This window comes from Marinactinospora thermotolerans DSM 45154 (genome assembly GCF_900167435.1).
Classification (GTDB): Bacteria; Actinomycetota; Actinomycetes; order Streptosporangiales; family Streptosporangiaceae; genus Marinactinospora; species Marinactinospora thermotolerans.
Genome location: NZ_FUWS01000009.1, coordinates 126,338 through 150,904, shown reverse-complemented (window position 1 = coordinate 150,904; position 24,567 = coordinate 126,338). Strand labels below are relative to the sequence as shown.

General features: G+C 70.3%; 19 protein-coding genes and 1 riboswitch. Of the genes, 10 read left to right on the top strand and 9 right to left on the bottom strand.

Annotation, left to right across the window (positions count from 1 at the left end):
- Position 1: 1 nt before the first annotated feature.
- Both B5D66_RS16840 and glgP read right to left on the bottom strand, forming a co-directional pair.
- The gene (locus tag B5D66_RS16840) at positions 2-607 is read right to left on the bottom strand and encodes an ECF transporter S component (RefSeq protein ID WP_078762705.1); all 606 of its coding nucleotides are present in this window, start codon (positions 605-607) and stop codon (positions 2-4) included.
- A gap of 109 nt (positions 608-716) precedes the next feature.
- Positions 717-823, bottom strand: a riboswitch (TPP riboswitch).
- A gap of 106 nt (positions 824-929) precedes the next feature.
- Positions 930-3,554: an alpha-glucan family phosphorylase gene (gene glgP / locus B5D66_RS16835; RefSeq protein ID WP_078762704.1), complete on the bottom strand. Its 2,625-nt coding sequence runs from the start codon at positions 3,552-3,554 to the stop codon at positions 930-932.
- Positions 3,555-4,070: 516 nt separating this feature from the next.
- Between glgP and B5D66_RS16830 the strand changes: the two genes are divergently transcribed.
- The 6 genes from B5D66_RS16830 to B5D66_RS16805 all read left to right on the top strand — a co-directional run bounded on the left by B5D66_RS16830 (position 4,071) and on the right by B5D66_RS16805 (position 13,228).
- Positions 4,071-6,092 carry an alpha-1,4-glucan--maltose-1-phosphate maltosyltransferase gene (locus B5D66_RS16830; RefSeq protein ID WP_078762703.1) on the top strand — a complete coding sequence of 674 codons (2,022 nt, stop codon included), beginning with the start codon at positions 4,071-4,073 and terminating at the stop codon, positions 6,090-6,092.
- A gap of 97 nt (positions 6,093-6,189) precedes the next feature.
- A complete protein-coding gene (gene treS, locus B5D66_RS16825) occupies positions 6,190-8,028 on the top strand; it encodes a maltose alpha-D-glucosyltransferase (RefSeq protein WP_078762835.1) in 1,839 nt (612 codons plus the stop codon).
- Between the two features lie 24 nt (positions 8,029-8,052).
- Positions 8,053-9,450: a maltokinase N-terminal cap-like domain-containing protein gene (locus tag B5D66_RS16820; protein ID WP_078762702.1), complete on the top strand. Its 1,398-nt coding sequence runs from the start codon at positions 8,053-8,055 to the stop codon at positions 9,448-9,450.
- 70 nt (positions 9,451-9,520) lie between these two features.
- Entirely contained in the window at positions 9,521-11,704 is a 2,184-nt protein-coding gene (gene glgB, locus B5D66_RS16815; protein WP_078762701.1) for a 1,4-alpha-glucan branching protein GlgB, read from the top strand.
- Between the two features lie 391 nt (positions 11,705-12,095).
- Positions 12,096-12,950: a helix-turn-helix domain-containing protein gene (locus B5D66_RS16810; protein WP_144390177.1), complete on the top strand. Its 855-nt coding sequence runs from the start codon at positions 12,096-12,098 to the stop codon at positions 12,948-12,950.
- Between the two features lie 14 nt (positions 12,951-12,964).
- Positions 12,965-13,228: a DUF397 domain-containing protein gene (locus tag B5D66_RS16805; protein WP_078762699.1), complete on the top strand. Its 264-nt coding sequence runs from the start codon at positions 12,965-12,967 to the stop codon at positions 13,226-13,228.
- A 55-nt stretch (positions 13,229-13,283) separates the two neighbouring features.
- Here the strand turns inward: B5D66_RS16805 and B5D66_RS16800 are convergent, their stop codons facing one another.
- Positions 13,284-13,976, bottom strand: coding sequence for a hypothetical protein (locus B5D66_RS16800; RefSeq protein WP_078762698.1), 693 nt, complete (start codon positions 13,974-13,976; stop codon positions 13,284-13,286).
- Positions 13,977-14,072: 96 nt separating this feature from the next.
- Here B5D66_RS16800 and B5D66_RS16795 point away from each other — a divergent pair, with 96 nt between their 5' ends.
- From B5D66_RS16795 to B5D66_RS16780, 4 genes are all read left to right on the top strand, one after another.
- Entirely contained in the window at positions 14,073-15,272 is a 1,200-nt protein-coding gene (locus B5D66_RS16795; RefSeq protein ID WP_078762697.1) for a glycoside hydrolase family 18 protein, read from the top strand.
- Positions 15,273-15,349: 77 nt separating this feature from the next.
- Positions 15,350-17,077 carry a signal peptide peptidase SppA gene (gene sppA / locus B5D66_RS16790; protein WP_078762696.1) on the top strand — a complete coding sequence of 576 codons (1,728 nt, stop codon included), beginning with the start codon at positions 15,350-15,352 and terminating at the stop codon, positions 17,075-17,077.
- A gap of 59 nt (positions 17,078-17,136) precedes the next feature.
- Positions 17,137-17,598 (top strand): flavin reductase family protein, encoded by a 462-nt coding sequence (locus B5D66_RS16785; protein ID WP_078762834.1) that lies wholly within the window; start codon positions 17,137-17,139, stop codon positions 17,596-17,598.
- 358 nt (positions 17,599-17,956) lie between these two features.
- Positions 17,957-19,450, top strand: a complete 1,494-nt coding sequence (locus B5D66_RS16780; RefSeq protein ID WP_078762695.1) for a serine/threonine-protein kinase — start codon at positions 17,957-17,959, stop codon at positions 19,448-19,450.
- A gap of 30 nt (positions 19,451-19,480) precedes the next feature.
- Here the strand turns inward: B5D66_RS16780 and B5D66_RS16775 are convergent, their stop codons facing one another.
- The 6 genes from B5D66_RS16775 to B5D66_RS16750 all read right to left on the bottom strand — a co-directional run bounded on the left by B5D66_RS16775 (position 19,481) and on the right by B5D66_RS16750 (position 24,522).
- Positions 19,481-20,395, bottom strand: a complete 915-nt coding sequence (locus B5D66_RS16775; protein ID WP_078762694.1) for an ABC transporter substrate-binding protein — start codon at positions 20,393-20,395, stop codon at positions 19,481-19,483.
- Positions 20,396-20,433: 38 nt separating this feature from the next.
- Positions 20,434-21,108, bottom strand: coding sequence for an ABC transporter permease (locus B5D66_RS16770; RefSeq protein ID WP_078762693.1), 675 nt, complete (start codon positions 21,106-21,108; stop codon positions 20,434-20,436).
- Complete coding sequence (locus tag B5D66_RS16765; RefSeq protein ID WP_078762692.1) at positions 21,105-21,818, bottom strand: ABC transporter permease; 714 nt, start codon at positions 21,816-21,818, stop codon at positions 21,105-21,107. The genes B5D66_RS16770 and B5D66_RS16765 overlap by 4 nt, the downstream gene beginning before the upstream one ends.
- A complete protein-coding gene (locus B5D66_RS16760; RefSeq protein ID WP_078762691.1) occupies positions 21,815-22,963 on the bottom strand; it encodes an ABC transporter ATP-binding protein in 1,149 nt (382 codons plus the stop codon). Before B5D66_RS16760 ends, B5D66_RS16765 begins: the two co-directional genes overlap by 4 nt.
- A 128-nt stretch (positions 22,964-23,091) precedes the next feature.
- Positions 23,092-23,748: an HAD family hydrolase gene (locus B5D66_RS16755; protein WP_200813683.1), complete on the bottom strand. Its 657-nt coding sequence runs from the start codon at positions 23,746-23,748 to the stop codon at positions 23,092-23,094.
- A 57-nt stretch (positions 23,749-23,805) separates the two neighbouring features.
- On the bottom strand, positions 23,806-24,522 hold the full coding sequence (locus B5D66_RS16750) for an NUDIX hydrolase (RefSeq protein WP_078762690.1): 717 nt from the start codon (positions 24,520-24,522) through the stop codon (positions 23,806-23,808).
- Positions 24,523-24,567 lie beyond the last annotated feature (45 nt).

Sequence of the window (24,567 nt, the reverse complement as noted above, 5' to 3'; positions counted from 1 at the left end):
CTCAGCCCCGCGCCGACGGGAACGGCGCCAGCGCGCCGGCCCGGGCCAGCGCCGTGGTCAACAGCCGCGCGCCGACCCCGGCGATGAGGGCCGCGCTGATCAGGACGAGACCGCCGTAGGCGAGCTGGTACTCCAACGGCCAGGTCGGGTAGTAGCGGACGTTGTCGAGGACCGCGGGGGACAGTCCGGCCGCCATCGCGGCGAGGACGCTGACGCCGACGTTCCACCGCCGGTACAGGAAGGCCGCGAAGACCAGCTCGGGCAGCAGCCCCTGGAGGGCTCCCTCAAGGACGACGGTCAGGCCCCACGTGGTGCCCAGGAACGCCGAGACGGACGCCGCCGTGATGGAGGTGAGCAGCGCCGCTCCCGGCTTGCGGATGATCAGCGCGCCGAGCACGCCCGGCAGCATCCACACCCCGTAGAGGACGGCCTGCGCCGGTGGGAAGAAGACGAACAGGACCTCGGTGGCCTGCCAGACCAGGCCCCACAGCCAGAAGACGACGCCGACCGCGACGCCGACGACGGCGGCGACCACGATGTCGACGGTGCGCCATCGGCGTCGGATGGGCGGTCCGGGGTCCTTGTGGGCGGGGGTTGAGGGTTTCACGGGTGTCCCTTCGCGTGGAGAAGAGCGAGAGGGCCCAGGCCAAGAGCGCCGCCGGCCACCCGTGCGGCGCAGGTCCTACGCGGACCGGCGCGTGGGGTGTGACGGCCGGTCGGCGGTTCCCACGACTTCCTTCGCTGGCATGACCCAGATCAGGTGTGTAAGGGTCTGCGGGCTGCCCCGCACTCTCAGCGCCAAAGCGCTCCCCTGTCGGTTTCTCCCATTATGGGCGCCATTCGCCCTGCCCCGTCAAGGACGGCCCGAACCGATGCCCGCGGACGAGACCGCCCCGGCCCCGGCTACCGCGGGACCGGGGCGGTCGGCGTCAACGCAACGGCATCCCCGCGACCATGCCCTCGGGTGGTTCGGGCACGACGATCAGGCCCAGCTCGGCCGGATGCGCGAGCAACGGGTGGTCGGGCAGCACCCGCACGGTGTAGCCGCAGGCCCCGGGACGGTCCAGGGGGATCGAGCCGGAGTAGCGCACGAGCGGGCTGTCGGCCGGTTTCCCCTCGGCGGCGGAAAGCCGGGCGAACGACGGCTCGACCAGCTCTCCCGCGCCGTCCAGCCGCCCCAGCGCGACCTCGACGCGCACGTCGGCGGGCTCCAGGTCGCCGAGCACGACCGTGGCCCGGACCTTCAGCTCGCCTCCCACCTGGGGCGGGTCCTCGACCCCGGCCACCTCGACGTGCTCGATGTGCACCCCCGGCCAGGAACGGACCACCCGCTGTTTCCACTCGGCGAGGTCGCGCACCCCGGCCAGTCCGTCGGCGGCCACCCGCCGGGAGGACTCGGCGGCGGGACGGTACAGCCGCTCCACGTAGTCGCACACCATCCGGGTGGCCAGCACCTTGGGACCCAGGGACACCAGGGTGTGCTTGACCATCTCGATCCAGCGCTTGGGCAGGTCGTCCTCATCGTGGTCGTAGAACAACGGGGCGACCTGCTCCTCGAACAGGTCGTACAGCGCGGCGGCCTCGATCGCGTCCCGGCGGTCGGGCTCGGCGACGCCGTCGGCGGTGGGGATCGCCCAGCCGTTGGAGCCGTCGAACCACTCGTCCCACCAGCCGTCGCGGATGGACAGGTTGAGACCGCCGTTGAGCGCGACCTTCATGCCCGATGTGCCGCACGCCTCCAACGGGCGCAGGGGGTTGTTCAGCCACACGTCGCTGCCCTGGACGAGCGAGCGGGCCAGCGCCATGTCGTAGTCGGGCAGGAAGACGATGCGGTGGCGCACCTCGGGATCGTCGGCGAAGCGCACGATCTCCTGGATCAGCCGCTTGCCGCCGTCATCGGCGGGATGGGCCTTGCCCGCGATGACGATCTGGAGCGGGCGCTGTGGGTGCAGCAGCAGCGACTTCAACCGGTCGCGGTCGCGCAGCATGAGCGTGAGCCTCTTGTAGGAGGGCACCCGCCGGGCGAAGCCGATCGTCAGGATGTTCGGGTCGAGGACGTCGTCGATCCAGCCGAGCTCGGCCTCGCTCGCGCCGCGCTGGCGCCAGGAGCGGCGCAGCCGCCGGCGCGCGTCGACGACGAGGCGCTCGCGCAGGGTGCGGCGCATCTCCCACAGCTCGCGCTCGGAGGCGCCGACGACCTTGCGCCACCCCTCCACCCGGGTGAACTCGTCGGAGTCGTCGACGATCCGCGCGGCGAGCTCCTGCGCCTCCTCGGCGACCCAGGTGCGGGCGTGCACGCCGTTGGTGATGGAGGTGATGGGGACCTCGGCGGTGTCGAACCCCGGCCACAGGCCCTGGAACATCCGCCTGCTGACCTCGCCGTGCAGCAGGCTGACCCCGTTGACGCGCTGGGCCAGCCGCATCCCCATGACGGCCATGTTGAACACCCCGGGATCGCCGCCCTCGTAGCTCTCGGCGCCCAGGGCCATGATCCGCTCCACCGGCAGCCCGTCGATGGCGTTGTCGCCGCTGAAGTGGCGTTCGACCAGATCACGCGGGAACCGGTCGATGCCGGCGGGAACCGGGGTGTGGGTGGTGAACACGGTTCCGGTGCGGGTGGCCTCAAGGGCCTGCTCGAAGGTGAGTCCGTCGGCCGCCACGTACTCGCGGACGCGCTCCAGTCCGAGGAAACCGGCGTGCCCCTCGTTCATGTGGAAGACCTCGGGGACGGGGTGCCCGGTCAGCTCGCAGTAGGCGCGTACCGCCCGCACCCCGCCGACGCCGAGCAGCAGCTCCTGCCGCAGTCGGTGCTCGGTGCCGCCTCCGTAGAGACGGTCGGTGACGCTGCGCAGCTCGGGATCGTTCATCTCCTGGCAGGCGTCGAGGAGCAGCAGCGGGACACGGCCGACCTTGATCACCCACACGTGCGCGACAAGGGCGCGGCCTCCGGGAAGGCCCACGGAGATGCGCACGGGTTCGCCGTCGGCGCCCTGGAGCTGGGTCATGGGCAGCCCGCGCGGGTCGATCTCGGGGTAGTCCTCCAGCTGCCACCCCTCGGGGGAGAGCTTCTGGGAGAAGTACCCGTGCCGGTAGAGCAGTCCCACGCCGATGACCGGGACGCCCAGGTCGCTGGCGCTCTTGAGGTGGTCGCCGGCGAGGATGCCCAGGCCACCGGAGTACTGGGGCAGGGCCGCGGTCAGCCCGTACTCGGCGGAGAAGTAGGCGATGGCCGAGGGCGGGGGCGCGCCGTCCCCCGTCTCGTTCTGGTACCAGCGCGGTTCGGTGAGGTAGGCGTCGAGGTCGGCGGCGACCTCGTCCAGCCGGGCGCGGAAGCCGTCATCGGCGGCGAGTTCGGTGAGCCGTTCGCTGGTGACCTCGCCCAGCAGCCGGAGGGGGTCGTGTTCGACGGCCTCCCACACCTCTGGGTCGATCGCGGCGAACACCTCGCGGGTGGGTGCGTGCCACGCCCAGCGGAGGTTGGCCGCGAGCCTGCCCAACTGGGACAGCTCCTCGGGTAGGACGGTACGGACGGTGAACCTGCGGATCGCCTTCACGGAGCGTGAGGCTAGCCAATGTGGGGGCGGTATGCGAGCCCAACGAGCAAGCCGGCGCAAAGTGTCGGAAATAGGGGTTTTCGGAGGGACGTACCGAAACGCGAGGAGTGCCGGAATGGCAAACTCGCGTATTCCCCTGAGACGCCCGAAACGATCTTTTTACTTTTCCGTCACGTACAATCCGGCGCGCCTCTCCCCCGTTAATCATCCGGTAACGACCGGTACGGGAGTTGCCCACGTTCCCGGCGACCGATTCGCCCTTGACATCACGCCTGGTCAAAAAATGGCAAGGTTGACTCACGTGACCAACGCTGTGAGTACTATCACAAAAATAGAACGACCCGGACTGTCGGAGAGTGCCTAAACGGCGCCGACGATAGAGATTGAGGCGCACTGGACAGCCCGGTCCGCACACCCCTGCGGCGGGCTTTTCGGGCGCATCAACAGACCGAATCGGCTTCTCCAAAGCGCACATCACCAGATCCGCCCATATTTCTCGACATCTACGGTGCACCTGTGATCGGACGATTCCCCATTCTCGACATCGCCCCGGTGGTCGACCTCGGCCCGGCCAAGGCCGTGGCCGGAGAGACCTTTCCGGTGAGCGCGACCGTCTTCCGTGAAGGACACGACTCACTCAGCGCCGGCGTGGTCCTGTGGGACCCCCAGGGTCGCCGGCGCCCCCTCGTGCCGATGCGCGAGCTCGCGCCCGGCACCGACCGCTACGGCGCCGAGGTGACCGTCTCCTCCGAGGGACGCTGGACGTTCGGGATCGAGGCGTGGAGCGATCCGTTCGCGACCTGGCGGCACAACGCCGAGATCAAGATCCCGCTCGGCCAGGACGTCGACCTCATGCTGGAGGAGGGCGCCCGCCTGTTCGAGCGCGCGGCCAAGCGCGTGCCCAAACGCCCGGCGCTGGCCAGGCTCGCCTCCGTGCTGCGCGACCCCACCCTGCCGGCCGTGGACCGCCTCGCGGCCGCCACCGCTGCCGAGGTGCTGGACGAGATGGCCGCCAACCCGCTCCGGGAGCTCGTCACGCGCTCCCGGCGCCATCCGATCGTCGTCCACCGCCGTCGGGCGCTGGTCGGCTCCTGGTACGAGTTCTTCCCCCGCTCTGAGGGGGCGACGGTCCTCGACGGCGAGGAGGGCGAGCAGCGTTCCGGCACGTTCGCGACCGCGGCCAAACGGCTGCCCGCGATCGCCGAGATGGGCTTCGACGTCGTCTACCTGCCCCCCATCCACCCCGTCGGCCACTCCTTCCGCAAGGGCCGCAACAACTCGCTGGTCGCCCAGCCCGGCGACCCCGGATCGGTCTGGGCCATCGGTTCGCACGAGGGAGGCCACGACGCCGTCCACCCCGACCTGGGCACGATCGAGGACTTCGACGCCTTCGTCGCCGAGGCCCGCGAACACGGCCTGGAGATCGCCCTGGACCTGGCCCTCCAGGCGTCGCCGGACCACCCCTGGGTCACCGAACACCCCGAGTGGTTCACGGTGCGCGCCGACGGGTCCATCGCCTACGCCGAGAACCCGCCGAAGAAGTACCAGGACATCTATCCGCTGAACTTCGACAGGGACCCCGAGGGGATCTTCCAGGAGGTCCGCCGGATCGTGCGGCACTGGATGGCGCACGGCGTGCGGATCTTCCGGGTCGACAACCCCCACACCAAACCGGTGGCCTTCTGGGAGCGGCTGCTCGCCGACATCGCCGAGACCGACCCCGACGTGCTCTTCCTGGCCGAGGCGTTCACCCGTCCGGCGATGATGCACACGCTGGCCAAGGTCGGCTTCCACCAGTCCTACACCTACTTCACCTGGCGCAACACCAAGGAGGAGCTGGAGGACTACCTCGGCGAGCTCAGCGGCGAATCGGCCGCCTACATGCGTCCCAACCTCTTCCCCAACACGCCCGACATCCTGCACGCCTACCTCCAGCACGGTGGGCGTCCGGCGTTCGAGATCCGCGCGATCCTCGCCGCCACGATGTCGCCGACGTGGGGGATCTATTCGGGGTATGAACTGTGTGAGAACAGGGCGGTGCGTCCCGGGAGCGAGGAATACCTCGACTCCGAGAAATACCAGTACAAACCCCGGGATTGGGCCGCCGCCGAGGCGGCCGGAACGACCATAACCCCGTTGATCCGCAGGCTAAACTACCTGCGGCGCAACCACCCGGCATTGCAGGAACTGCGTAACCTGCGGTTCCACCATGTCGACCAGCCGGAGCTGATCTGCTTCTCCAAACGGCTGGCCCGGACCGGCGACCACGGAACCGACGGAATTCCACGCGCGGGCACACCCCATCACGACGCGGACACCATCCTGGTCGTCGCCAATCTCGACCCACACCACACGCGCGAGGCGACGGTGTGGCTCGATATGCCCGCTCTCGGGTTCTCTCCCGGCGACCGGATCACCGTCACGGACCAATTGTCGGGCGAGTCGTATCAATGGGGAGAGGCAAATTACGTCCGCCTCGACCCGCATGTCCAGTCCGCACACATATTCACAGTCACCTCTCACGAAGGTGCTCCCTGACCCGTCAGCGGAGTCCGATCGGGGGAGCGAACTGGAAAGCCAACTGGTGGAGTAGTACATCGTGACCACACCCGAGCCGGTGCCAGGCACCAGCCCCATGCCCCTTGTGGCCGTGCCCGACACGTTCACGCACGAGAAGCCTCGTGACCCCTACTGGTACAAACACGCGGTTTTCTACGAGGTGCTCGCCCGGGGTTTCTACGACTCCAACGGCGATGGCACCGGTGACCTGCGCGGACTCATCGAGAAGCTCGACTATCTCGAGTGGTTGGGGATCGACTGCATCTGGTTGCTCCCCCTGTACGAGTCCCCGCTGCGCGACGGCGGTTACGACATCTCGGACTACATGAAGATCCTCCCGGAGTTCGGGCAGATCGCCGACTTCGTGGAGCTCGTCGAAGAGGCCCACAAGCGCGGTATCCGGGTCATCGCGGACCTGGTCATGAACCACACCAGCGACCAGCACCCGTGGTTCAAGGCCTCCCGCGAGGACCCGGACGGCCCCTACGGCGACTTCTACGTCTGGTCCGACACCACCGAGCGCTACAGCGACGCCCGGATCATCTTCGTCGACACCGAGCAGTCCAACTGGACCTACGACGAGGTGCGCGGCCAGTACTACTGGCACCGGTTCTTCTCCCACCAGCCCGACCTCAACTTCGAGAACCCGGCGGTTCAGGAGGCGATCCTCGAAGTACTGCGGTTCTGGTTGGACCTCGGCATCGACGGCTTCCGGCTGGACGCGGTGCCCTACCTGTACGAACGCGAAGGAACCAACTGCGAGAACCTCAAGGAGACGCACGAGTTCCTCAAGCGGATCCGCGCCGAGGTCGACCGGCTCTACCCCGACCGGGTCCTGCTGAGCGAGGCCAACCAGTGGCCGGCCGACGTGGTCGACTACTTCGGCGACTTCGAGGCCGGTGGCGACGAGTGCCACATGAACTTCCACTTCCCGCTGATGCCGCGGATGTTCATGGCCGTGCGCCGCGAGCAGCGCTACCCGATCTCGGAGATCCTGGCCCAGACCCCGCAGATCCCCCGCAACTGCCAGTGGGCCATCTTCCTGCGCAACCACGACGAGCTGACGCTGGAGATGGTCACCGACGAAGAGCGCGACTACATGTACGCCGAGTACGCCAAGGATCCCCGGATGCGCGCCAACGTGGGCATCCGTCGGCGGCTCGCGCCGTTGCTGGACAACGACCAGAATCAGATCGAGCTGTTCACCGCCCTGCTGCTGTCCCTGCCGGGTTCGCCGGTGCTCTACTACGGCGACGAGATCGGCATGGGCGACAACATCTGGTTGGGCGACCGCGACGCGGTGCGCACCCCGATGCAGTGGACGTCGGACCGCAACGCCGGCTTCTCCCGCTGTGACCCCGGGCGCCTGTACCTGCCGCTGATCATGGACCCGATCTACGGCTACCAGGCGGTCAACGTCGAGGCCCAACGCGACAATCCCAGCTCGCTGCTGAACTGGACCCGCAAGATGATCCAGATCCGCAAGCGCCACCCGGTGTTCGGCACCGGCGACTTCACCGAGTTGCACGCGAGCAACCCCAGCGTGCTGGCGTTCGTGCGCGAGTACGGCGACGACCGGATGCTGTGCGTCAACAACCTCTCGCGGTTCCCGCAGCCGGTCGAGCTCGACCTGCGTCGTTTCGAAGGGGTCACCCCGATCGAGTGCACCGGGGGCGTGCGCTTTCCGGCGATCGGTGAACTGCCCTACCTGCTCACCCTGCCCGGACACGGCTTCTACTGGTTCCAGCTCCCGCCGGAGAGCGAGGACACCACGGTCGCGGCCCCGGCCGCCGAGCCGGTCGCCGTCCAGGCCGCCCGGCCCATGGGCGAGCCGACGTCCCAGTCCAACCGCACGGCCACGGACGCGCAGGCGGACGGTGCCGGCCGTCCCGGCGCGCCGTCGGTACGAGCCTGAGAAGGGGAAACGGACCACTCTGACATGACGCAGCTTGAGGAGCTTCTGGCCACCTGGATTCCACGGCAGCGCTGGTTCGCGGGGAAAGGGCTGCCGATCGACGCTCTCCGGGTCGAATCACAGCACGTCCTCGTCCCCGGGACACCAGGGCTGCGGGTGCTGGTGGTGGAGGTCGGCCAGCACGGCAGGACCGACCGCTACCAGGTGCTCCTCGGGCTACGGCCGGAGGGGAGCATCGGCGCCGACCTCGCACACGCCGCGATCGGCGTGTGCGAGCTGCCGGGCGGCGCCGAGGGCACCGGCGGACCGTGTGTCCAGGCCGTCTACGACGCCACGCACGACCCCGAGATGACGGCGCGGCTGCTGGAACACATCGCCCGGGGCCACGCCGAGGACGGTGTGCGGTTCCGGCGGATGCCCGACACCGAGATCCACACCGGTCTGCGCAGCCTGGTGTTGACCGGAGAGCAGTCCAACACCTCGCTGGTCTACGGCGAGGAGTACGTGTTGAAGATGTTCCGCCGGTTGTGGCCGGGCCACAACCCCGACCTGGAGCTGACCGCCGCGCTGAGCGGGTCCCCGTTCGTGGCCCGCCCCTACGGGTGGATCGAGACCGACCTGCGCGATTCGGCCGCCGACACGCTCGTCCCCACCACCCTGGCCATGCTCCAGCGCTACCTGCGCAGCGCGACCGACGGGTGGGTGCTCGCCGCGACCAGCGTGCGCGACCTCTACGCCTCACCGGGGGTCGCGCCCGAGGACGCGGGCGGGGACTTCTCCGGCGAGGCCGAACGGCTGGGGGCGGCGACCGCCGCCGTCCACCGCGACCTCGCCCGGGCGCTGCCCACCGACGTGCTGACGCCGGAGAGCCAGGGCGAGCTCGCCGAGAGCATGGTGTCCCGCCTGGACGTCGCCGCCTCCCAGATCACGGCGCTGGAGCCCTACGCTCCCGCGTTGCGCGACGCCTTCGACGCCTTCGCCGATCTCGACACGCCGCTGCCGGTGCAGCGCGTCCACGGCGACTACCACCTCGGCCAGGTCGTCCGCACCGACAGCGGCTGGGTGCTGCTGGACTTCGAAGGCGAGCCCGCCGCCCCGATCACCGAGCGGCAGCGGCTGTCCAGCCCGTTGCGCGACGTCGCGGGGATGCTGCGCTCCTTCGACTACGCGGCCCGCCACCAGCTCGTCGGGCACGCGCGGGAGGACGAGCTCGCCGAGCCCGCGCGGGCCTGGGCCCAACGCAACCGCGAGGCGTTCTGCGCCGGTTACGCCTTCGGCGGCGGCATCGACCCGGAGAAGCACCAGGTCGTCCTGCGCGCCTTCGAATACGACAAGGCCGTGTACGAGGTCATGTACGAGGCCCGCCACCGGCCCGCCTGGATGCGCATCCCACTGGACTCGATCGCCGCCCTCGTGGCCTGACCGCGCCCGCGGGACCGGACGACCACCACCGACCATCCGCGCCTTCGGCCCACAACCCACCGGGAAACCCATGAGTGACGTCCTCTCCACCGACGAGATCGACCGCCTGGTCGCCGGCCACCATCACGATCCGCACAGCGTTCTCGGCGCCCACCCCGGCCCCGACGGTGTCGTCATCCGCGCCCTGCGCCCCATGGCGCTGTCGGTCCACGCCGTCCTGCCCGACGGCGACCGGATCGAACTGACGCACCTGCACGCGGGGGTGTTCGCCGCGACGCTGCCGGGCGGCGAGGTCGGTGACTACCGGCTGGCCGTGCGCTACGAACCCGAGGGCGAGGAGATCCTCACCGACGACCCCTACCGGCACCTGCCCACGTTGGGCGAGTTCGACCTGCACCTCATCGGCGAGGGACGGCACGAGGAGCTGTGGCGGGTGCTCGGCGCGCACACCCGGCGCTTCCCGTCGGTCCTGGGCGAGGTCACCGGCACCTCGTTCGCGGTCTGGGCGCCCAACGCGCGCGGTGTCCGCGTCATCGGCGACTTCAACCACTGGGACGGCACCGCCCATCCGATGCGCTCGTTGGGCTCCTCCGGGGTGTGGGAGCTGTTCGTCCCGGGCGTCGGCGACGGCGCGCTGTACAAGTACCAGGTGGCCGGCGCCGACGGGGTGTGGCGGGACAAGGCCGACCCCATGGCGTTCGCGGCGCAGGTGCCCCCGCACACCGCGTCGGTGGTCTTCACCTCCGCTCACCAGTGGGGCGACGACGAGTGGCTGGCCCAGCGTAAGACCGAGGAGCTGACCAGGCGTCCCATGAGCGTCTACGAGGTGCACCTCGGTTCGTGGCGGCCGGGGCTGTCCTACACCGAGCTCGCCACCGAGCTGGTCGACTACGTGCGCGAGACCGGCTTCACCCACGTCGAGTTCCTCCCGGTGGCCGAACATCCCTTCGGGGGGTCCTGGGGCTATCAGGTGACCTCCTATTACGCCCCCACCTCGCGGTTCGGTTCCCCCGACGACTTCCGCGGACTGGTCGACGCGCTGCACCGCGCCGGTATCGGGGTGCTGCTCGACTGGGTTCCCGCGCACTTCCCCAAGGACGAGTGGGCGCTGGCCCGGTTCGACGGCACCGCCCTGTACGAGCATCCCGACCCGCGCCGGGGCGAGCACCCCGACTGGGGGACGCTGATCTTCAACTACGGGCGCACCGAGGTCCGCAACTTCCTGGTCGCCAACGCGCTGTTCTGGTTGGAGGAGTTCCACATCGACGGGCTGCGGGTGGACGCCGTCGCCTCGATGCTCTACCTGGACTACTCCCGCGAGTCCGGCGAGTGGGCGCCCAACCAGTACGGGGGCCGGGAGAACCTGGAGGCCATCGACTTCCTCAAGGAGCTCAACGCCACGGCCTACCGCCGCAACCCCGGCATCACCATGATCGCCGAGGAGTCCACGGCCTGGCCCGGGGTGTCCCGCCCCACCGACTCCGGCGGGCTGGGCTTCGGCTTCAAGTGGAACATGGGCTGGATGCACGACACCCTGGAGTACCTGCGCCACGACCCGGTGCACCGCCAGTACCACCACAACGAGATCACCTTCTCGATGATGTACGCGTTCAGCGAGAACTACGTGCTCCCGCTGTCCCACGACGAGGTGGTGCACGGTAAGCAGTCGCTGCTGAACAAGATGCCGGGTGACGACTGGCAGCGTTCGGCGAACCTGCGCGCCCTTTTCGCCTACATGTGGGCCCATCCCGGCAAGCAGCTGCTGTTCATGGGCGGTGAGATCGGCCAGGGGCACGAGTGGTCGCACGAGGCGGGCGTGCAGTGGTGGCTGCTGGACTACCCCCACCACGCCGGCCTGCGCCGACTGGTCACCGACCTCAACCAGGTGTACCGCGCGACGCCGGCGCTGTGGTCGCGCGACTGCGAACCCGGTGGTTTCACCTGGATCGACGGGGGTGACGCGGCGGGCAACACCTTGTCGTTCCTGCGGCACGGGGAGGACGGTTCGGTGCTGGCCTGCCTGGTCAACTTCTCCGGGTCGCCCCACGCGGGGCGGCGCGTCGGCCTGCCGTTCGCGGGCCCCTGGCGCGAGGTCCTCAACACCGATGCCCTGCCCTATGGGGGGAGCGGGGTGGCGCAGCCGGGCGCGCTCGTCCAGGCCACGCCCGATCCGTGGAACGGACAGCCCGCGTCGGCGATCGTCACGTTCCCGCCCTTGGGCACGGTGTGGCTGGTACGTGACGAAGAGGAGTAGCGGCGGCGCGGACCGGTCCTGGCGGGGTGTCCCCGTCGGGGCCGTCCCGTTCGGGGTGGTAGAGACGGTGGGTGATCGCGTCCCCGATGCCCCTCCCGCACCGGGGGCGCGATCCACAAGCCGGCCGCCCGGGCCCAGAGGTCTTCCGGACCCTCCTCAAGACGGAAGAACCTCCCCTCCCACGGGGGATCCGGACGGCCGGCGTCCGTGGTGGGCCGGGGGTGCTGGCCCATACCGGTCTCTCAACCGGTCATTCCACCTTCTTTATGCGGCTTACGCATGATTCAGCCAGAAACACTGCGTATCGGCTAGAACACCGCAATAGTTAGAGTGTGCCCCGGCACGGAACTTCTGACAAGTCTCATATGAGGTTTGTCGTACAGTTTTTCCCGTGAGGATCAGCCCGATGTCGATCTCCAGTCCCACCGTCGCCCTGTGGCAACTCGCCCGGGAGATGAAGGAACTCCGTGCCGCGCACCAGATGAGCATCACCGATGTGTCCCGGATCCTCGAAGTGCGCATTTCCACCGTGAGCCGCTGGGAGGCCGCGGAACGGGTTCCCCGGGAAAAGGAGCTCAAGCAGCTCGCCCGTCACTACGGACTGGGCGAGGAGGAGATCGCCGCGCTGGTCGAACTCCGTCGGCAGGCCGGCCGCCGGGGGTGGTGGCAGTCCTACGACCTCGACCGGCGCTACGGCACCTTCATCGGGTTGGAGGCCGACGCGCGCGAGATCGAGGCCTACTCGAGCACCGTGATCACGGGACTACTCCAGACCGAACGCTACGCCTGGGAGATCATCCGCGGCACCGACGGGACCGAGGAGTCGACGCACGAACAGGTCAAGGTCCGCAGGGAACGACAGGAACGGGCCTTCTCCGAACGAGGGCCGGACCTGTGGATCATCCTCGGCGAGGCGCCCCTCCACCAGCTCGTCGGAGGCCGCGAGGTCATGCGCGAACAGCTCCGCCACCTGCTCGACATCATGGACCACCCGAAATTGACGCTTCAGGTCATTCCCTACAGCGCCGGAGCGCACATCGGACTGGTGATGCCGAGCTTCATGATTCTCAAGCTCGCGGATTACGGCCTGACCACCGTGTACACGGAGGGGCGCGGCAGCAACCTCTTTCTCGACGGCGACGACGACATCGCCGATCACGAGGCCGTCTTCAACAAACTGCGCCTGGCCGGAATGGGCGGCGACATGGTGCGCAAACTTCTGACGGAAGTGATCAGTGAAATATAGGAGAGGTGGGGGGAATGGCCCCTGTGTTTCCGGCGCCCCGCCCGTCCCCCCGGCTCGAACGTCCATCCGCCCCTAGCGCCGGCGCGATCACTCCCCCCACCGTCACCGTCTTCCGCAAGTCCAGTCGCAGCACCAACCAGACGGCCTGCGTCGAGGTCGCCTCCACCGCCCGGGTCCACGGCATCCGCGACTCCAAGAACCCCTGGCAATCGCCGTTGTACTTTGGCACGCCGGAGTGGACGGCCTTTCTCTGCTCGGTCAGGCGTGAGCGTCTCTAGGGCGCGGGGAGGCCGCGCCGTCCGCCGGGTACGCCGCCGGCGTACCCGGCCGGGATCACTTCTTGTACTCGGTGATGTCCATCGACTTGGCGATCTCGAGGTAGACGTCCTCGTAGCGCGCGTCCACGCTCCAGGCGTAGACCGCGACGTCGCTCACCGGCAGGAACCACAGCTTGACCCCGAAGGTGTCACCGTTGTCGCAGGTGACCTCCCAGGTGGAGAAGTTCGATTTCAGGCCGTCGGCGTGGGTGGTGAAGTCGGCCCGGTGCTCGGCGTCCTTGATCCCGACGTCTCCGGCTTCGGCCGTGGCGAGGCTGCGGCAGGCGGAGGGGTCGGCGGCCCAGCCGTCCTTCTTGTTGAAGGCGTCGTTCTTCTTCGGCCAGGAGGCGGGGTCACGCTGGGAGACGTGCGGGATGACCTGGACCGCGCCGTAGCCGCAGGAGTCCTGCTCCGGGGGGCGCATGCACAGTTGGCCGTCGCCCTGGTCGACCTGCCAGCCCCGGGGGGCGTTGATCCGGATTCCCTCGATCTCGACGGGGTCGTATCCCTCGGGGGCGGGCGCCTGGGCCGCGGGGACCGCGCCGGCGTAGGTCTCCTCCGGAGTGGGGCCGCCCTCGGTCGAGGCGAGTGTCGCCCCTTCGTCTCCGCTTCCACAGCCGGTCGCCAGGAGCGCGAGCAGGGCCAGGCTCACCGCCCCGGGCCCCGACGTGGCGGCTGCGAAACGGGATCGTCCGGGCCTGCCAGACATGCGATTCCCTTCTTCCCGAAGCTTGACCTCACCGACGATAGCGGGCGAATCTGGCGTTCCGTGCCACACTCTGCTCAGCGCGAGAGGACAACGCCGGTGCGAATCGTCGGTTACTTCCCTCAATGGGGCATTTACGACCGCCACTACTTCCCGCGCGACGTCCACGCCAGCGGGCAGGCCGCCAAACTGACCCATCTCATCTACGCCTTCGGTGAGCTGGACGAACGCGGACGCTGCGTCATGACGGAGGAGGCCACCGGCGACGCCTGGGCCGACTATCAACGCCGCTTCTCGGCGCGGGAGAGCGTCGACGGACGCGGCGACACCTACACCCAACCCCTGGCCGGTAATTTCAACCAACTTCGCAAACTCCGCAAACGCCATCCCCATCTGCGGATCGGGATCTCGTTCGGTGGCTGGAACGCCTCGCGTTACCTCTCGAACGCGGCGCTGACCCCCGAGTCACGCACGGCCTTCGCCGAGTCGGTGATCTCCACCTACTTCGACGGTGACCTGCCCGTCCTGGACGGTGAACCCCAAGGTGGCCCGGGCGTGGCGGCCGGCATCTTCGACGCGCTCGACTTCGATTGGGAGTGGCCCGGCTCGGCCGGCCACGACCACAACGTGGTGCGCAGCGAGGACCGCCGCAACTTCACCCTGTTGCTGGCCGAGACCCGTCGCAGACTCGACATGTTCACCGAACGCACCGGCCGGACCGTGGAGATGAGCGCCTACCTGCCCGCCGACCGCGCCCGGATCGAGGCGGGGATCGAACCCGAGGTGTTCGACCACCTCGACTTCGGCATCGTGCAGGGGTACGACTTCAACGGCGACTGGGACCTCACCACCAACCACGCCTCGCAGCTGTACACCCCTCCCGACGACCCCTCCCCCGACCGCCTCAGCGTGGACACCGGCGTCGTCAACTACCTGGAGATGGGCGTCGCCCCCCATCAGCTCCTCATCGGTGTCCCCGGCTTCGGCCGCGGGTGGCGCGGTGTCCCCTCGGGCCGCAACGGGCTGTACCAACGGGCGCGGGGCATCGCCCCCGGCCGCTGGGAGCCGGGTGATGAGGACTACAAGACGCTCGCCAAGCGGCCCGGACGGCGTTTCCGCGACTCGGAGTACGGCTCACTGTGGCTCTACGACGGTGACGAGTTCTGGAGCTACGACGACCCCGAGCTGATCCGGCGCAAGGCCGCCTACGTCCGCGAGCTGGGGTTGGGCGGGCTGAGCCTGTGGTCGCTGGACAACGACGACGCGCGGGGCTCCCTGGTACGGGCCATGCGGGGGTGAGACGCCGGGCGCGGCCGGGAACGGAAACCGCCGCGCGCGCCGCACCGTGCCGCGCGGGCACCCACTAGCCTGTGGACATGGTGGATGTCGTGAAGCTGTTGGAACCCGTGTCCAGGATCCGGCACCGGCGCACCGCGCCCCTCGTCCTCGAACTCGACCTGACCGAGGAGCTCGCCGAGGAGGTACCCGGCGACCCGCTCGGCCAGTTCGTGGCCATGCGCCGGCAGCGGCTGAGCGATGTCGTCGAGGGCCTGCGCCGGGCGGAGCGCGACCCCCGGGTCAAGGCGCTCGTCGCCCGGATCGGTTCGCGGCCACTGGGGTTCGGACGGGTCCAGGAACTACGCGAGGCGATCGCCCGCTTCCGCCGTTCGGGCAAACCCACCGTGGCCTGGAGCGAGTCCTTCGGCGACTTCGGCCCGGGGACCGTCCCCTACTACCTGGCCAGCGCGTTCGAGGAGATCGTGCTCCTGCCCTCCGGCACCGTCGGGCTCACCGGGCTCAGCCTGACCACCAGGTTCGTGCGCGAGGCCACCGACAAGATCGGCGTCGAGTACGAGGTGAGTGCCCGGCACGAGTACAAGACCGCCCTCAACACCTTCACCGAGCGGGGCTTCACCGAGGCCCACCGCGAGGCCAGTTCCCGGATCGTCGAGTCGCTGAGCGAGCAGGTGGTCCAGGCCGTCGCCGAAGGGCGCGGCCTCGACGTCGAGGAGGTGCGCTCCCTTGTGGGACGCGGACCGTTCCTCGCCGCGGAGGCGCTGGACGCCGGTCTCGTCGACCGACTCGGCTACCGCGACGAGATCTACGCCGAGCTGCTCGGCCGCTTCCGCGGTTCCCTCTCGGGGGCCGGGTCCGAACCCGCCCACCTCCAGTTCGTCTCCCGCTACCAGCGGATGCAGTCGCTGGCGGGGCGGGTTCCGGCGGTGCAGCGGGGTGATCAGGTCGCCCTGGTCACCGGCATCGGCCAGATCGAGCCCGGCCGCAGCCGGCGTTCTCCCCTCGGCGGGCTCACCATGGGCTCCGACACGGTGGCCGCCGCCCTGCGCGCCGCCCGGCGCGACCCGCACGTGCGGGCGGTGGTGTTCCGGGTGGACAGCCCGGGCGGCTCCTACGTCGCCTCCGACATCATCCGGCGGGAGGTGCGCCTGACCGAGGAGGCCGGCAAGCCGGTGGTGGTGTCGATGGGCGATTTCGCGGCCTCCGGCGGCTACTTCGTCGCGGTGGGCGCGGGCACCATCGTCGCCCAGCCGGGAACCCTCACCGGCTCCATCGGCGTGTTCATGGGCAAGGTCGTGCTCTCGGAGCTGTTGCGGCGCGTCGGGGTCGCCAGCGACTCCGTCGACTACGGCGCGCACGCCGGCATGTTCGGCAGCGACCACAGGTTCAGCGCCTCGGAGTGGGAGCGGGTGAACGCGATGCTCGACCACATCTACGACGATTTCACCGCCAAGGTCGCCGAGGCGCGCGGGAAGTCACGGGAAGAGGTCCACGAGCTCGCCCGGGGACGGGTGTGGACCGGCGCGGACGCCGCGGCCCACGGGCTCGTCGACGAGCTCGGCGGGATCGAGACGGCGGCCCGCCTGGCCCGCGAACGGGCCGGACTGCCCTCGACGACCCCGTTGCGCCCCTTCCCTCGTCCCAACCCGTTGGAGCGGCTGGTGCCGGCCGAGTCCAGCGAGGACCGCGGGGCCGCGGTGACCCGGATCCGGCTGGGCTCGTGGGGGCCGTTGGCGGGTGTGTCGGCCCTGCTGGGCCTGCCGGCCGCCGGCCCGTTGGTGCTGCCGGGCACCTGGGAGATCCGGTGACCTCCGGCGATCCCGCGCCCGGGACCGGGACGGTCGCCGAGGCGGAGTTCACCTCGGCGATGTCCCGGTTCGCCACCGGGGTGACCGTGGTGACCGTCGCCGACGGCCGTGACGACATCGGCAGCACGATCAGCGCCTTCGCCTCGATCTCGGTGGATCCGCCGCTGGTCATGGTCAGCGTGACCGCCACCAGCTACGTCACCGAGGTCATCGACCGCCAGCGCAGGTTCGCCGTGAACGTGCTGCGGGAGCGGCACCGGGCGATCGCCGGCCGCTTCGCGGCCGAGGGACGTCCCAGCGCCCGGCTCCTGCTGGCGAACGAGCCCCACCACCGTGGGGAGCACAGCGGGGCACTCGTCCTCGACGAGGCGCTGGTGTCCCTGGAGTGCGCGGTGACCGAACGGGTGGCGGCCGGGGACCACGTCGTCTACCTGGCCGCGGTGACCGCCATACCCGTCGCCGGGGCGTTGGGGGAGGCCCCTTTGATCCGCTACGCGGGCAGGTACCGCGCTCTGGGGTGAGCGAAACTCTCTAGAGAGGACCTTGTTCCCCCCAGCTGCGTGATGTCGTTGCGTCGTCACGGCTAGTGCCGCTGGGGTGACCTTCGCAGTCCAATGGTGACATGGACGGTTTCATCACCTTCTTGGGAATCATCGCCGTCGGATTGGTGCTCGCCGCGATCCTGTGAGACCGCCGCCGCGCCTCCGCGCCACCCACCGCCACCGGGGCCGGTGGGTGGCGTCGTTCTGTCCGGTCACGGCCGTGGATCGTCGACCGTGGCCTCCCGCCCTTGGAAAGGGCGGAGCGCCGTCCTATCGTTTCGGCATCAGCGCCCTCCACGCCGGAGCGGGCGCCCACCGACCCCCTGCGAGCGGCCCCATGTCGACGCACGACGCAGCCGGACAGGACATCGTCGCCGGACGCTACCGGCTCACGCGGCGCCTCGGCCGCGGCGGGATGGGACAAGTGTGGCGGGCCGATGACCTGCTGCTCGGTCGCCCCGTCGCGGTGAAGGAGATCCTGCTGCCCGACGGTCTGTCCGAGGCCGAGCGCCGCGAGGCGCACGCGCGCACCCGGCGCGAGGCGCGGGCCGCGGCCCGGCTGCGCCACCCCTCGATCGTGACCGTCCACGACGTGGTCTCCCACGGCGGACATCCGTGGATCGTCATGGAACTCGTCGAGGGGCTCTCGCTCCAGGAGACGGTACGGGCCGAGGGCCGGCTGGCCCCCGAACGTGCCGCGCGGATCGGCCTGTCGCTGATCGAGGCGTTGGAGCGCGCGCACGCGGCCGGGGTCCTCCACCGGGACGTCAAACCCGCCAACGTGCTCCTGGAGGAGGGGGGCCGGGCCGTGCTCACCGACTTCGGAATCGCCCTGGTCGACGGAGATCCCGCCATCACCAGGGAGGACGCCCTGCTGGGGTCCCCGTCCTACATGTCACCGGAGCGGATACGCGGGGAACCGGCCACGGCGGCCGCGGACGTCTGGGGGCTGGGCGCCACCCTGTTCGCCGCGGTGGAGGGGCATCCCCCCTTCGAGCACGCCACGTTGCACGGCACGATCGCCGCCGTGCTGTTCGATCCGCTTCCGCCGATGCCCCACGCCGGAGTCCTGGCCCCCGTATTGGCCGGAATGCTCACCAAGGAGCCCGCACGGCGCAGCGATATCGTCCGGACCCGCACGGAACTGCGGCGGGCGCTGGAGACGCCGGCGTCAGCGGCCCTTCCGGCGGTGCCGTCCGCCACCGGGCCCGATCCCGTCCCGCCTCCGCTCCCGGCGCGCCGGCTCCGTGGACGGCGCGGCGTGATCGCGGGGGCCGGGGCGCTGCTCCTGTCGGCCCTGCTGTTCCTGGTACCGCAGGTGCGCGCGGAACTGAGCGGCGCGTTCGCTGGAGGCGGGCCCGAGGGGTTCCAGCGGGTCGGCCACGAGGACGGGGAGACGCGGTACGAACTGTCCGTCCCCGCGGACTGGACCCGGGACCTTCGGGGAGGACCAGCGCAGGGAGGCGACCTGGCCTACGCGGGCACAGCGGGAGAGTACCTCTACGTGCTCCACCACGGCACCGCCCCGGCCGGAAGCGACACGCTCGACCGTCTGCTGCTGACCGAGGAGTGGCAGCGGCGGAATTTCGAGGAGCATCGGCGGGTGAGCCTGGAGCGGCTCGACGACCGCGACCTCGAGGGCGACTGGTCCAGGCTGGTCAGCACCTACCGCGACCCCCGGGGCGGCTCCGTGCGCGGTTCCGTGGTCACCGCGCACATCGACGCCGAGGGAGAGCTGTTCGAGCTGGTGCTCTACCTCACCGATACCGAACCGGCCGACCGGATCGACCTCGCGCACGAGATCGCCGAGTCGTTTTCGAGCGGCTCCTGACCGGCCGGCCGGGGCGTGGGCCGGCGCGCGTCAGGCGAGCCCGACGCTGGCGAGCCAGTCGGCGGCGACCGCGTCGGGGTCCTCGTGGTCGACGCTGACCCGACGGTTGAGTTCGGTGAGGGTCTCGGTGGTGAGCTCGGCCGACACCGCGTTCAGCGCGGCCCGCGCGGTGTCGTCGAGGGCGTCGCCGCGGACCAGCGGGGTGACGTTCTGCGATCCGAACAGGTCGCGGTCGTCCTCCAAGACGACGAAGTCGTTGGTGGCGATCGCCGGGTCCGTGGTGAACAGGTTGGCGATCTGGACGTCGCCGTCGCTCAGGGCCTGCGGGACGAGCGAGACGTCCAGCGAGCGGAAGTCCGCGAACTCCAGTCCGTACTCCTCTCGCAGGCCGACCACCCCCTGGGTCCGGGTCTCGAACTCCGGCGGCCCGCCGAGCACCAGATCCCCCGCGACAGCGTCGAGGTCGCTGATGGTCCGCAGGTTCTCCCGCTCCGCGGTCTCGCGGGTGACGGTCAGCGAGTCCTTGTTCTGCGCCGGGGAGGAGTCGAGGATCTCCAGTCCCTCGGGCAGCCGCTCCCGCAGCGCGGTGTTGGTCGCCTCGGTGTCGGCGGACTCGGCGTCGGGGTCGAGGTGGAACAGGATGGCGCCGTTGTACTCGGGGAACACGGTCAGGTTGCCCGCCTCGATCTGGTCGTAGTAGACCTCACGGCTGCCGATGTTGAACCGCGTCTCCACGGTGACCCCCTCGGCCTCCAGCGCCTGGGCGTAGATGTTGCCGAGCAGGGTGCTCTCGGGGAAGTCCGCGGAACCGACGACCACCGCGCCGGAGGGCGCGCCGGAGGCGGAGCCGCCCTCCTCCTCGGCGTAGGGGTCGCTACCGCCGCCGCAGGCGGTGAGCAGCAGCAGCGCGGTACCGGCAACGGCCGACCTGGCCAAAGGACGCATGGGACACCTTCTCTTTCGGGAGGACGGGAACGTCGGACTCAGCTGCCGGGAGAGCGCCGCAGGCCGGGGGCCACCAGGAAACGGCGCAGCAGGTAGAACAGGGCCGCGACGAGCAACGCCATCACCACGACGAGCAGCGCGCCACCGGCGACCATCTCGAACTGGCGGCGGGCCTGACCGTCGACGATGAAACGGCCGAGTCCGCCGATCCCCACGTAGGCGGCGATGGTGGCGGTCGACACCACCTGGATGGCCGCGGTGCGCAACCCCACCAGGATCAGCGGAAGCGCCACGGGCAGTTCGACCCGGAGCAGCACCTCACGGCCGCGCATGCCCATGCCACGGGCGGCGTCGCGCACCTGGGGGTCGACGCCGCGCACGCCCTCGTAGGTGTTGACCAGGATCGGTGGCACGGCGAGCGCGACCAGGGCGGCCATGACCGGCACCAGCCCGATGCCGGCGGCCAGGACGACCAGCATCAGCACCCCGATGGTGGGCAGCGCGCGGGCGACGTTGGCGAGGGAGGCGGCGAGGAAGCCGCCCCGCCCGGTGTGGCCGGTGAGCAGCCCGATCGGCACCGCGATCAGCGCGGAGAGCAGCAGGGCGAGCCCGGAGTAGCCGAGGTGTTCGGCGAAGCGCGCGGGGATGCCCGCCGTCCCGCTCCACTGTTCGGGGGCGGACAACCAGTCGGTGACCCACAGCAGGACGTTCACGCGTTCCCCCCTTTCGCGGCGCCGACGGTCCGGGGCCGGGCGCGTGCCACCGGGTCCCGGTCGCGTGTCCACGGGGTGAGGGCGCGCTGGGCCAGGACGAGCAGGCCGTCCACCACGAAGGCCAGGGCGACCGACAGCACGATGCCCACGACGATGGGGGTGGGGAACTGCCTGCGGAACCCCTCGGTGAGGATGAGCTGCCCCAGTCCGCCGATGCCGACCAGCGAGGCGACGCTGACCATGCTGATGGTGGCGACCGCGGCGATCCGCAGCCCCGCGACGATCACGGGCAGGGCGACGGGCAGCTCCACCTGGATGAGCCTGCGCAGCGGCCCGAACCCCATGGCGACGGCGGCCTGGCGGACGTGGTCGGGCACCTGCGCCAGCCCGCTGACGACGTTGGGGACCAGGATCGCCAGCGTGTAGAGCCCCAGCGGGATGATCGCGGTCCAGGCGCTGAACCCGGTGTAGGGCAGGAGCAGGAAGAACAGGGCGATGGAGGGGATCGCGTAGAGCACGTTGACCCCGGTGAACACCGGCGGGTAGAGCGGGCGCCAGCGCGCGCAGGCGATGCCCAGGGGCAGGGCGAGCAGCAGCCCGAGCAGGAGCGGCGCGAAGGACAGGTAGAGGTGTTCCAGGAGCCGGGTCCCGATGGGGTCGTCGAGGTTGCGGGTGATCCAGTCCCAGTCGATCAGCGGTGCCCCGTTCATGGGCGCACCGCCCCGGCCGGTGGCGTCTCGTCGGTGCCGACGGCCCACAGGGCGTCACCGAGCTCGGCCTGGGCGACCACGCCGACGACCTTGCCGTCCTCGTCGACCCCCACCGCGCGTCCGGCCGGGGAGAGCACGGCGGCGTCCAGCGCGGCGCGCAGGGAGTCGGTGCCGACCCGGAAGACGTGGCCGTAGCCGACGGTGGCGAGGTCTCCCAGGGTGCTGCCGGGGGCGGCGCGGTCCAGGTCCAGGGCCCGGGCCCAGCCGATGGGCCGGTGTGCGGCGTCGACCGCGAGGAGCCACGGCTCCCCTTGGGCGCGGGCGATGGCGCTGGCCTCGCTGGAGGGCGTCTCGGCGGCGAGGACGGTGTCGCCGCGCAGCGCGAGGTCGCTGGCGGGGAAGAAGGACAGCCTGCGCACCCCGCGGTCGTAGCCGACGAACTCCTCGACGAACTCGTCGGCGGGCTCGGCGAGCAGCCGTTCGGGGGTGGAGAACTGGGCGAGGGTCCCGCCGGCGCGGAACACGGCGACGGCGTCGCCGATCCTGACGGCCTCGTCGATGTCGTGGGTGACGAACACGATGGTCTTGCGGAGCTCCTGCTGGAGCCGCAGGAGTTCGTCTTGGAGCCCGGTGCGCACGACGGGGTCCACGGCGCTGAAGGGCTCGTCCATGAGGAGGACGGGCGGGTCGGCGGCGAGCGCGCGGGCCACGCCGACGCGCTGCTGTTGGCCGCCGGAAAGCTGGTGGGGGTAGCGCTTGGCCTGTTCTGGGGCGAGGCCGACGACCTCCATCAGTTCGCGGGCCCGGTCGCGGGCGCGCCGCCGGGTCCAGCCGAGCAGGAGGGGGACGGTGGCGATGTTGTCGAGGACCGTGCGGTGGGGGAACAGGCCGGCCTGCTGGATGACATAGCCGATGGAGCGGCGGAGGACCGCCGGGTCCCGGTCGCGAACGTCCTGTCCGTCGATGGCGATGCGTCCGGAGGTGGGTTCGACCATCCGGTTGATCATGCGCAGTGACGTGGTCTTCCCGCTGCCGGAGGGGCCGACGAAGACGGTGGTCTGTCCGGTGGGGAGTTCCAGGGAGAGTTCGTCGACGGCGACGGTGCCATCGGGGTAGCGCTTGGTGACGCCCTCGAAGGTGATCATGGGTGTGGGCCGTGTCCTCTATTCCGGCTGGTGGTGCTGCCGCCGATCGGTCATGAGGACGCTCGTTCCCGATACGCACCGATTAAAACGATTCGGACGAATCGTTATCCTATCGAATTAGTAGGGAACTACCGTCGCGCCGCGACCCAGCCGGGGAGCTCGGCCAGGCTGTCCACGATGACGTCGGCGCGCGCGGCCTCGGGCAGCTCCGAGTGCAGATAACCCCACGGGCCACGGCGCAGCAGCGCCGCGCACATGCCCGCCTCCTTGGCCGGGAGCACGTCGTTGTCGACGCGGTCACCGACGTAGAGGATCTCCTCGGGGGCGTTCCCCGCCTCCTGGGCGACCCGGGCGAAGAAGGCGGGGTCGGGCTTGGCCACCCCCCACACGTCGGAGATGTGGATCGCGTCCACCGGCAGCCCCATGGCCTCCAGGGCCGGCCCCGCCTGCACCGGCTGGTTGCCGGCGATGAGGACCTGGAGTCCCGCCTCGCGCAGCGCGGTCAGCGCGGGTCGGACGTCGGGGTACAGGTCCTCGGAGTCGAAGTTCTCGCGCAGCGAGCCGGGCTCCTCCTCGCGCCAGGCCGCGATCTCGGCCTCCAGGTCGAACCCCGGGCGCACGAGCCGGAAGGCGTCGATCAGTGGACGGCCCGCCGCGGCCATGGCCCCCAGGGCGCCGAAGAAGGTCAGGTGCGGCACGCCGAGCCTGTCGGCCCACCGCCCGAACAGCCGGGTCTCATCGATCAGGGTCTCGCCGACGTCAAGGACTACGCTGCGGATGTTCACGGGCAAGGACGCTAACACAGGGGCCGGGGACGGGCCGGCGGCCCCGGCCTTCGGGCCTCACCCCTGCGGGGGTCGCAGCACCGCGAAGGCGTCGGTGATCTCCAGGCTGCGCGTCCGGAAGCGGAAGAGCGCGGCGGGGCGTCCACCGGAGCGGCCGGAGGGCACCGAGCGACCGGTCTCCTCGATCTGGCCGCGCCGCAACAGCACGCGGCGCAGGTTCGTGGCGGCGACGTCGTGCCCCAGCGCGGCCCGGTAGTAGCGCGACAGCTCCGACATCGTGAACTCCGGGGGGGCCAGCGCGAACCCGATGTTGGTGTAGGACAGCTTCGCGCGCAGCCTGCGCCGTGCCGAACCGACGATCGCGGCGTGGTCGAAGGCCATGCAGGGCAGTTCCGCGGCGGGGTGCCAGGCCGTGTCGTGGGGCACCACGGGGTCGATGCCGGCCGGCACCAGGCCGAGGTAGGCGGTGGCGAGGGTGCGGCCACCGGGGTGGCGCCCGGGTTCGCCCCTGGTCTCGAGCTGTTCGAGATGGCTGAGGTCGCGTACGTCGACCTTCTGGGCGAGCTGGCGGCGGACGGATTCGCCCAGTCCCTCGGTCGCGCCGAGTCGTCCGCCGGGCAGCGCCCAGCAGCCCTCGAACGGTGGGAGCGCGCGGCACCACAGCAGGACCGAGAGCCGGTTCTGGCGGATCTGGAAGACCACCGCCAAAACCTCGTGGGCGGCGCCCCCGTCCTTACCGGTCGCGGCGCTCGACACGACCGCGGATCCGCCCACGGGTCCTTCCGTTTCCCCCTGGGCCACCCCTGTTCCTCTCATGAC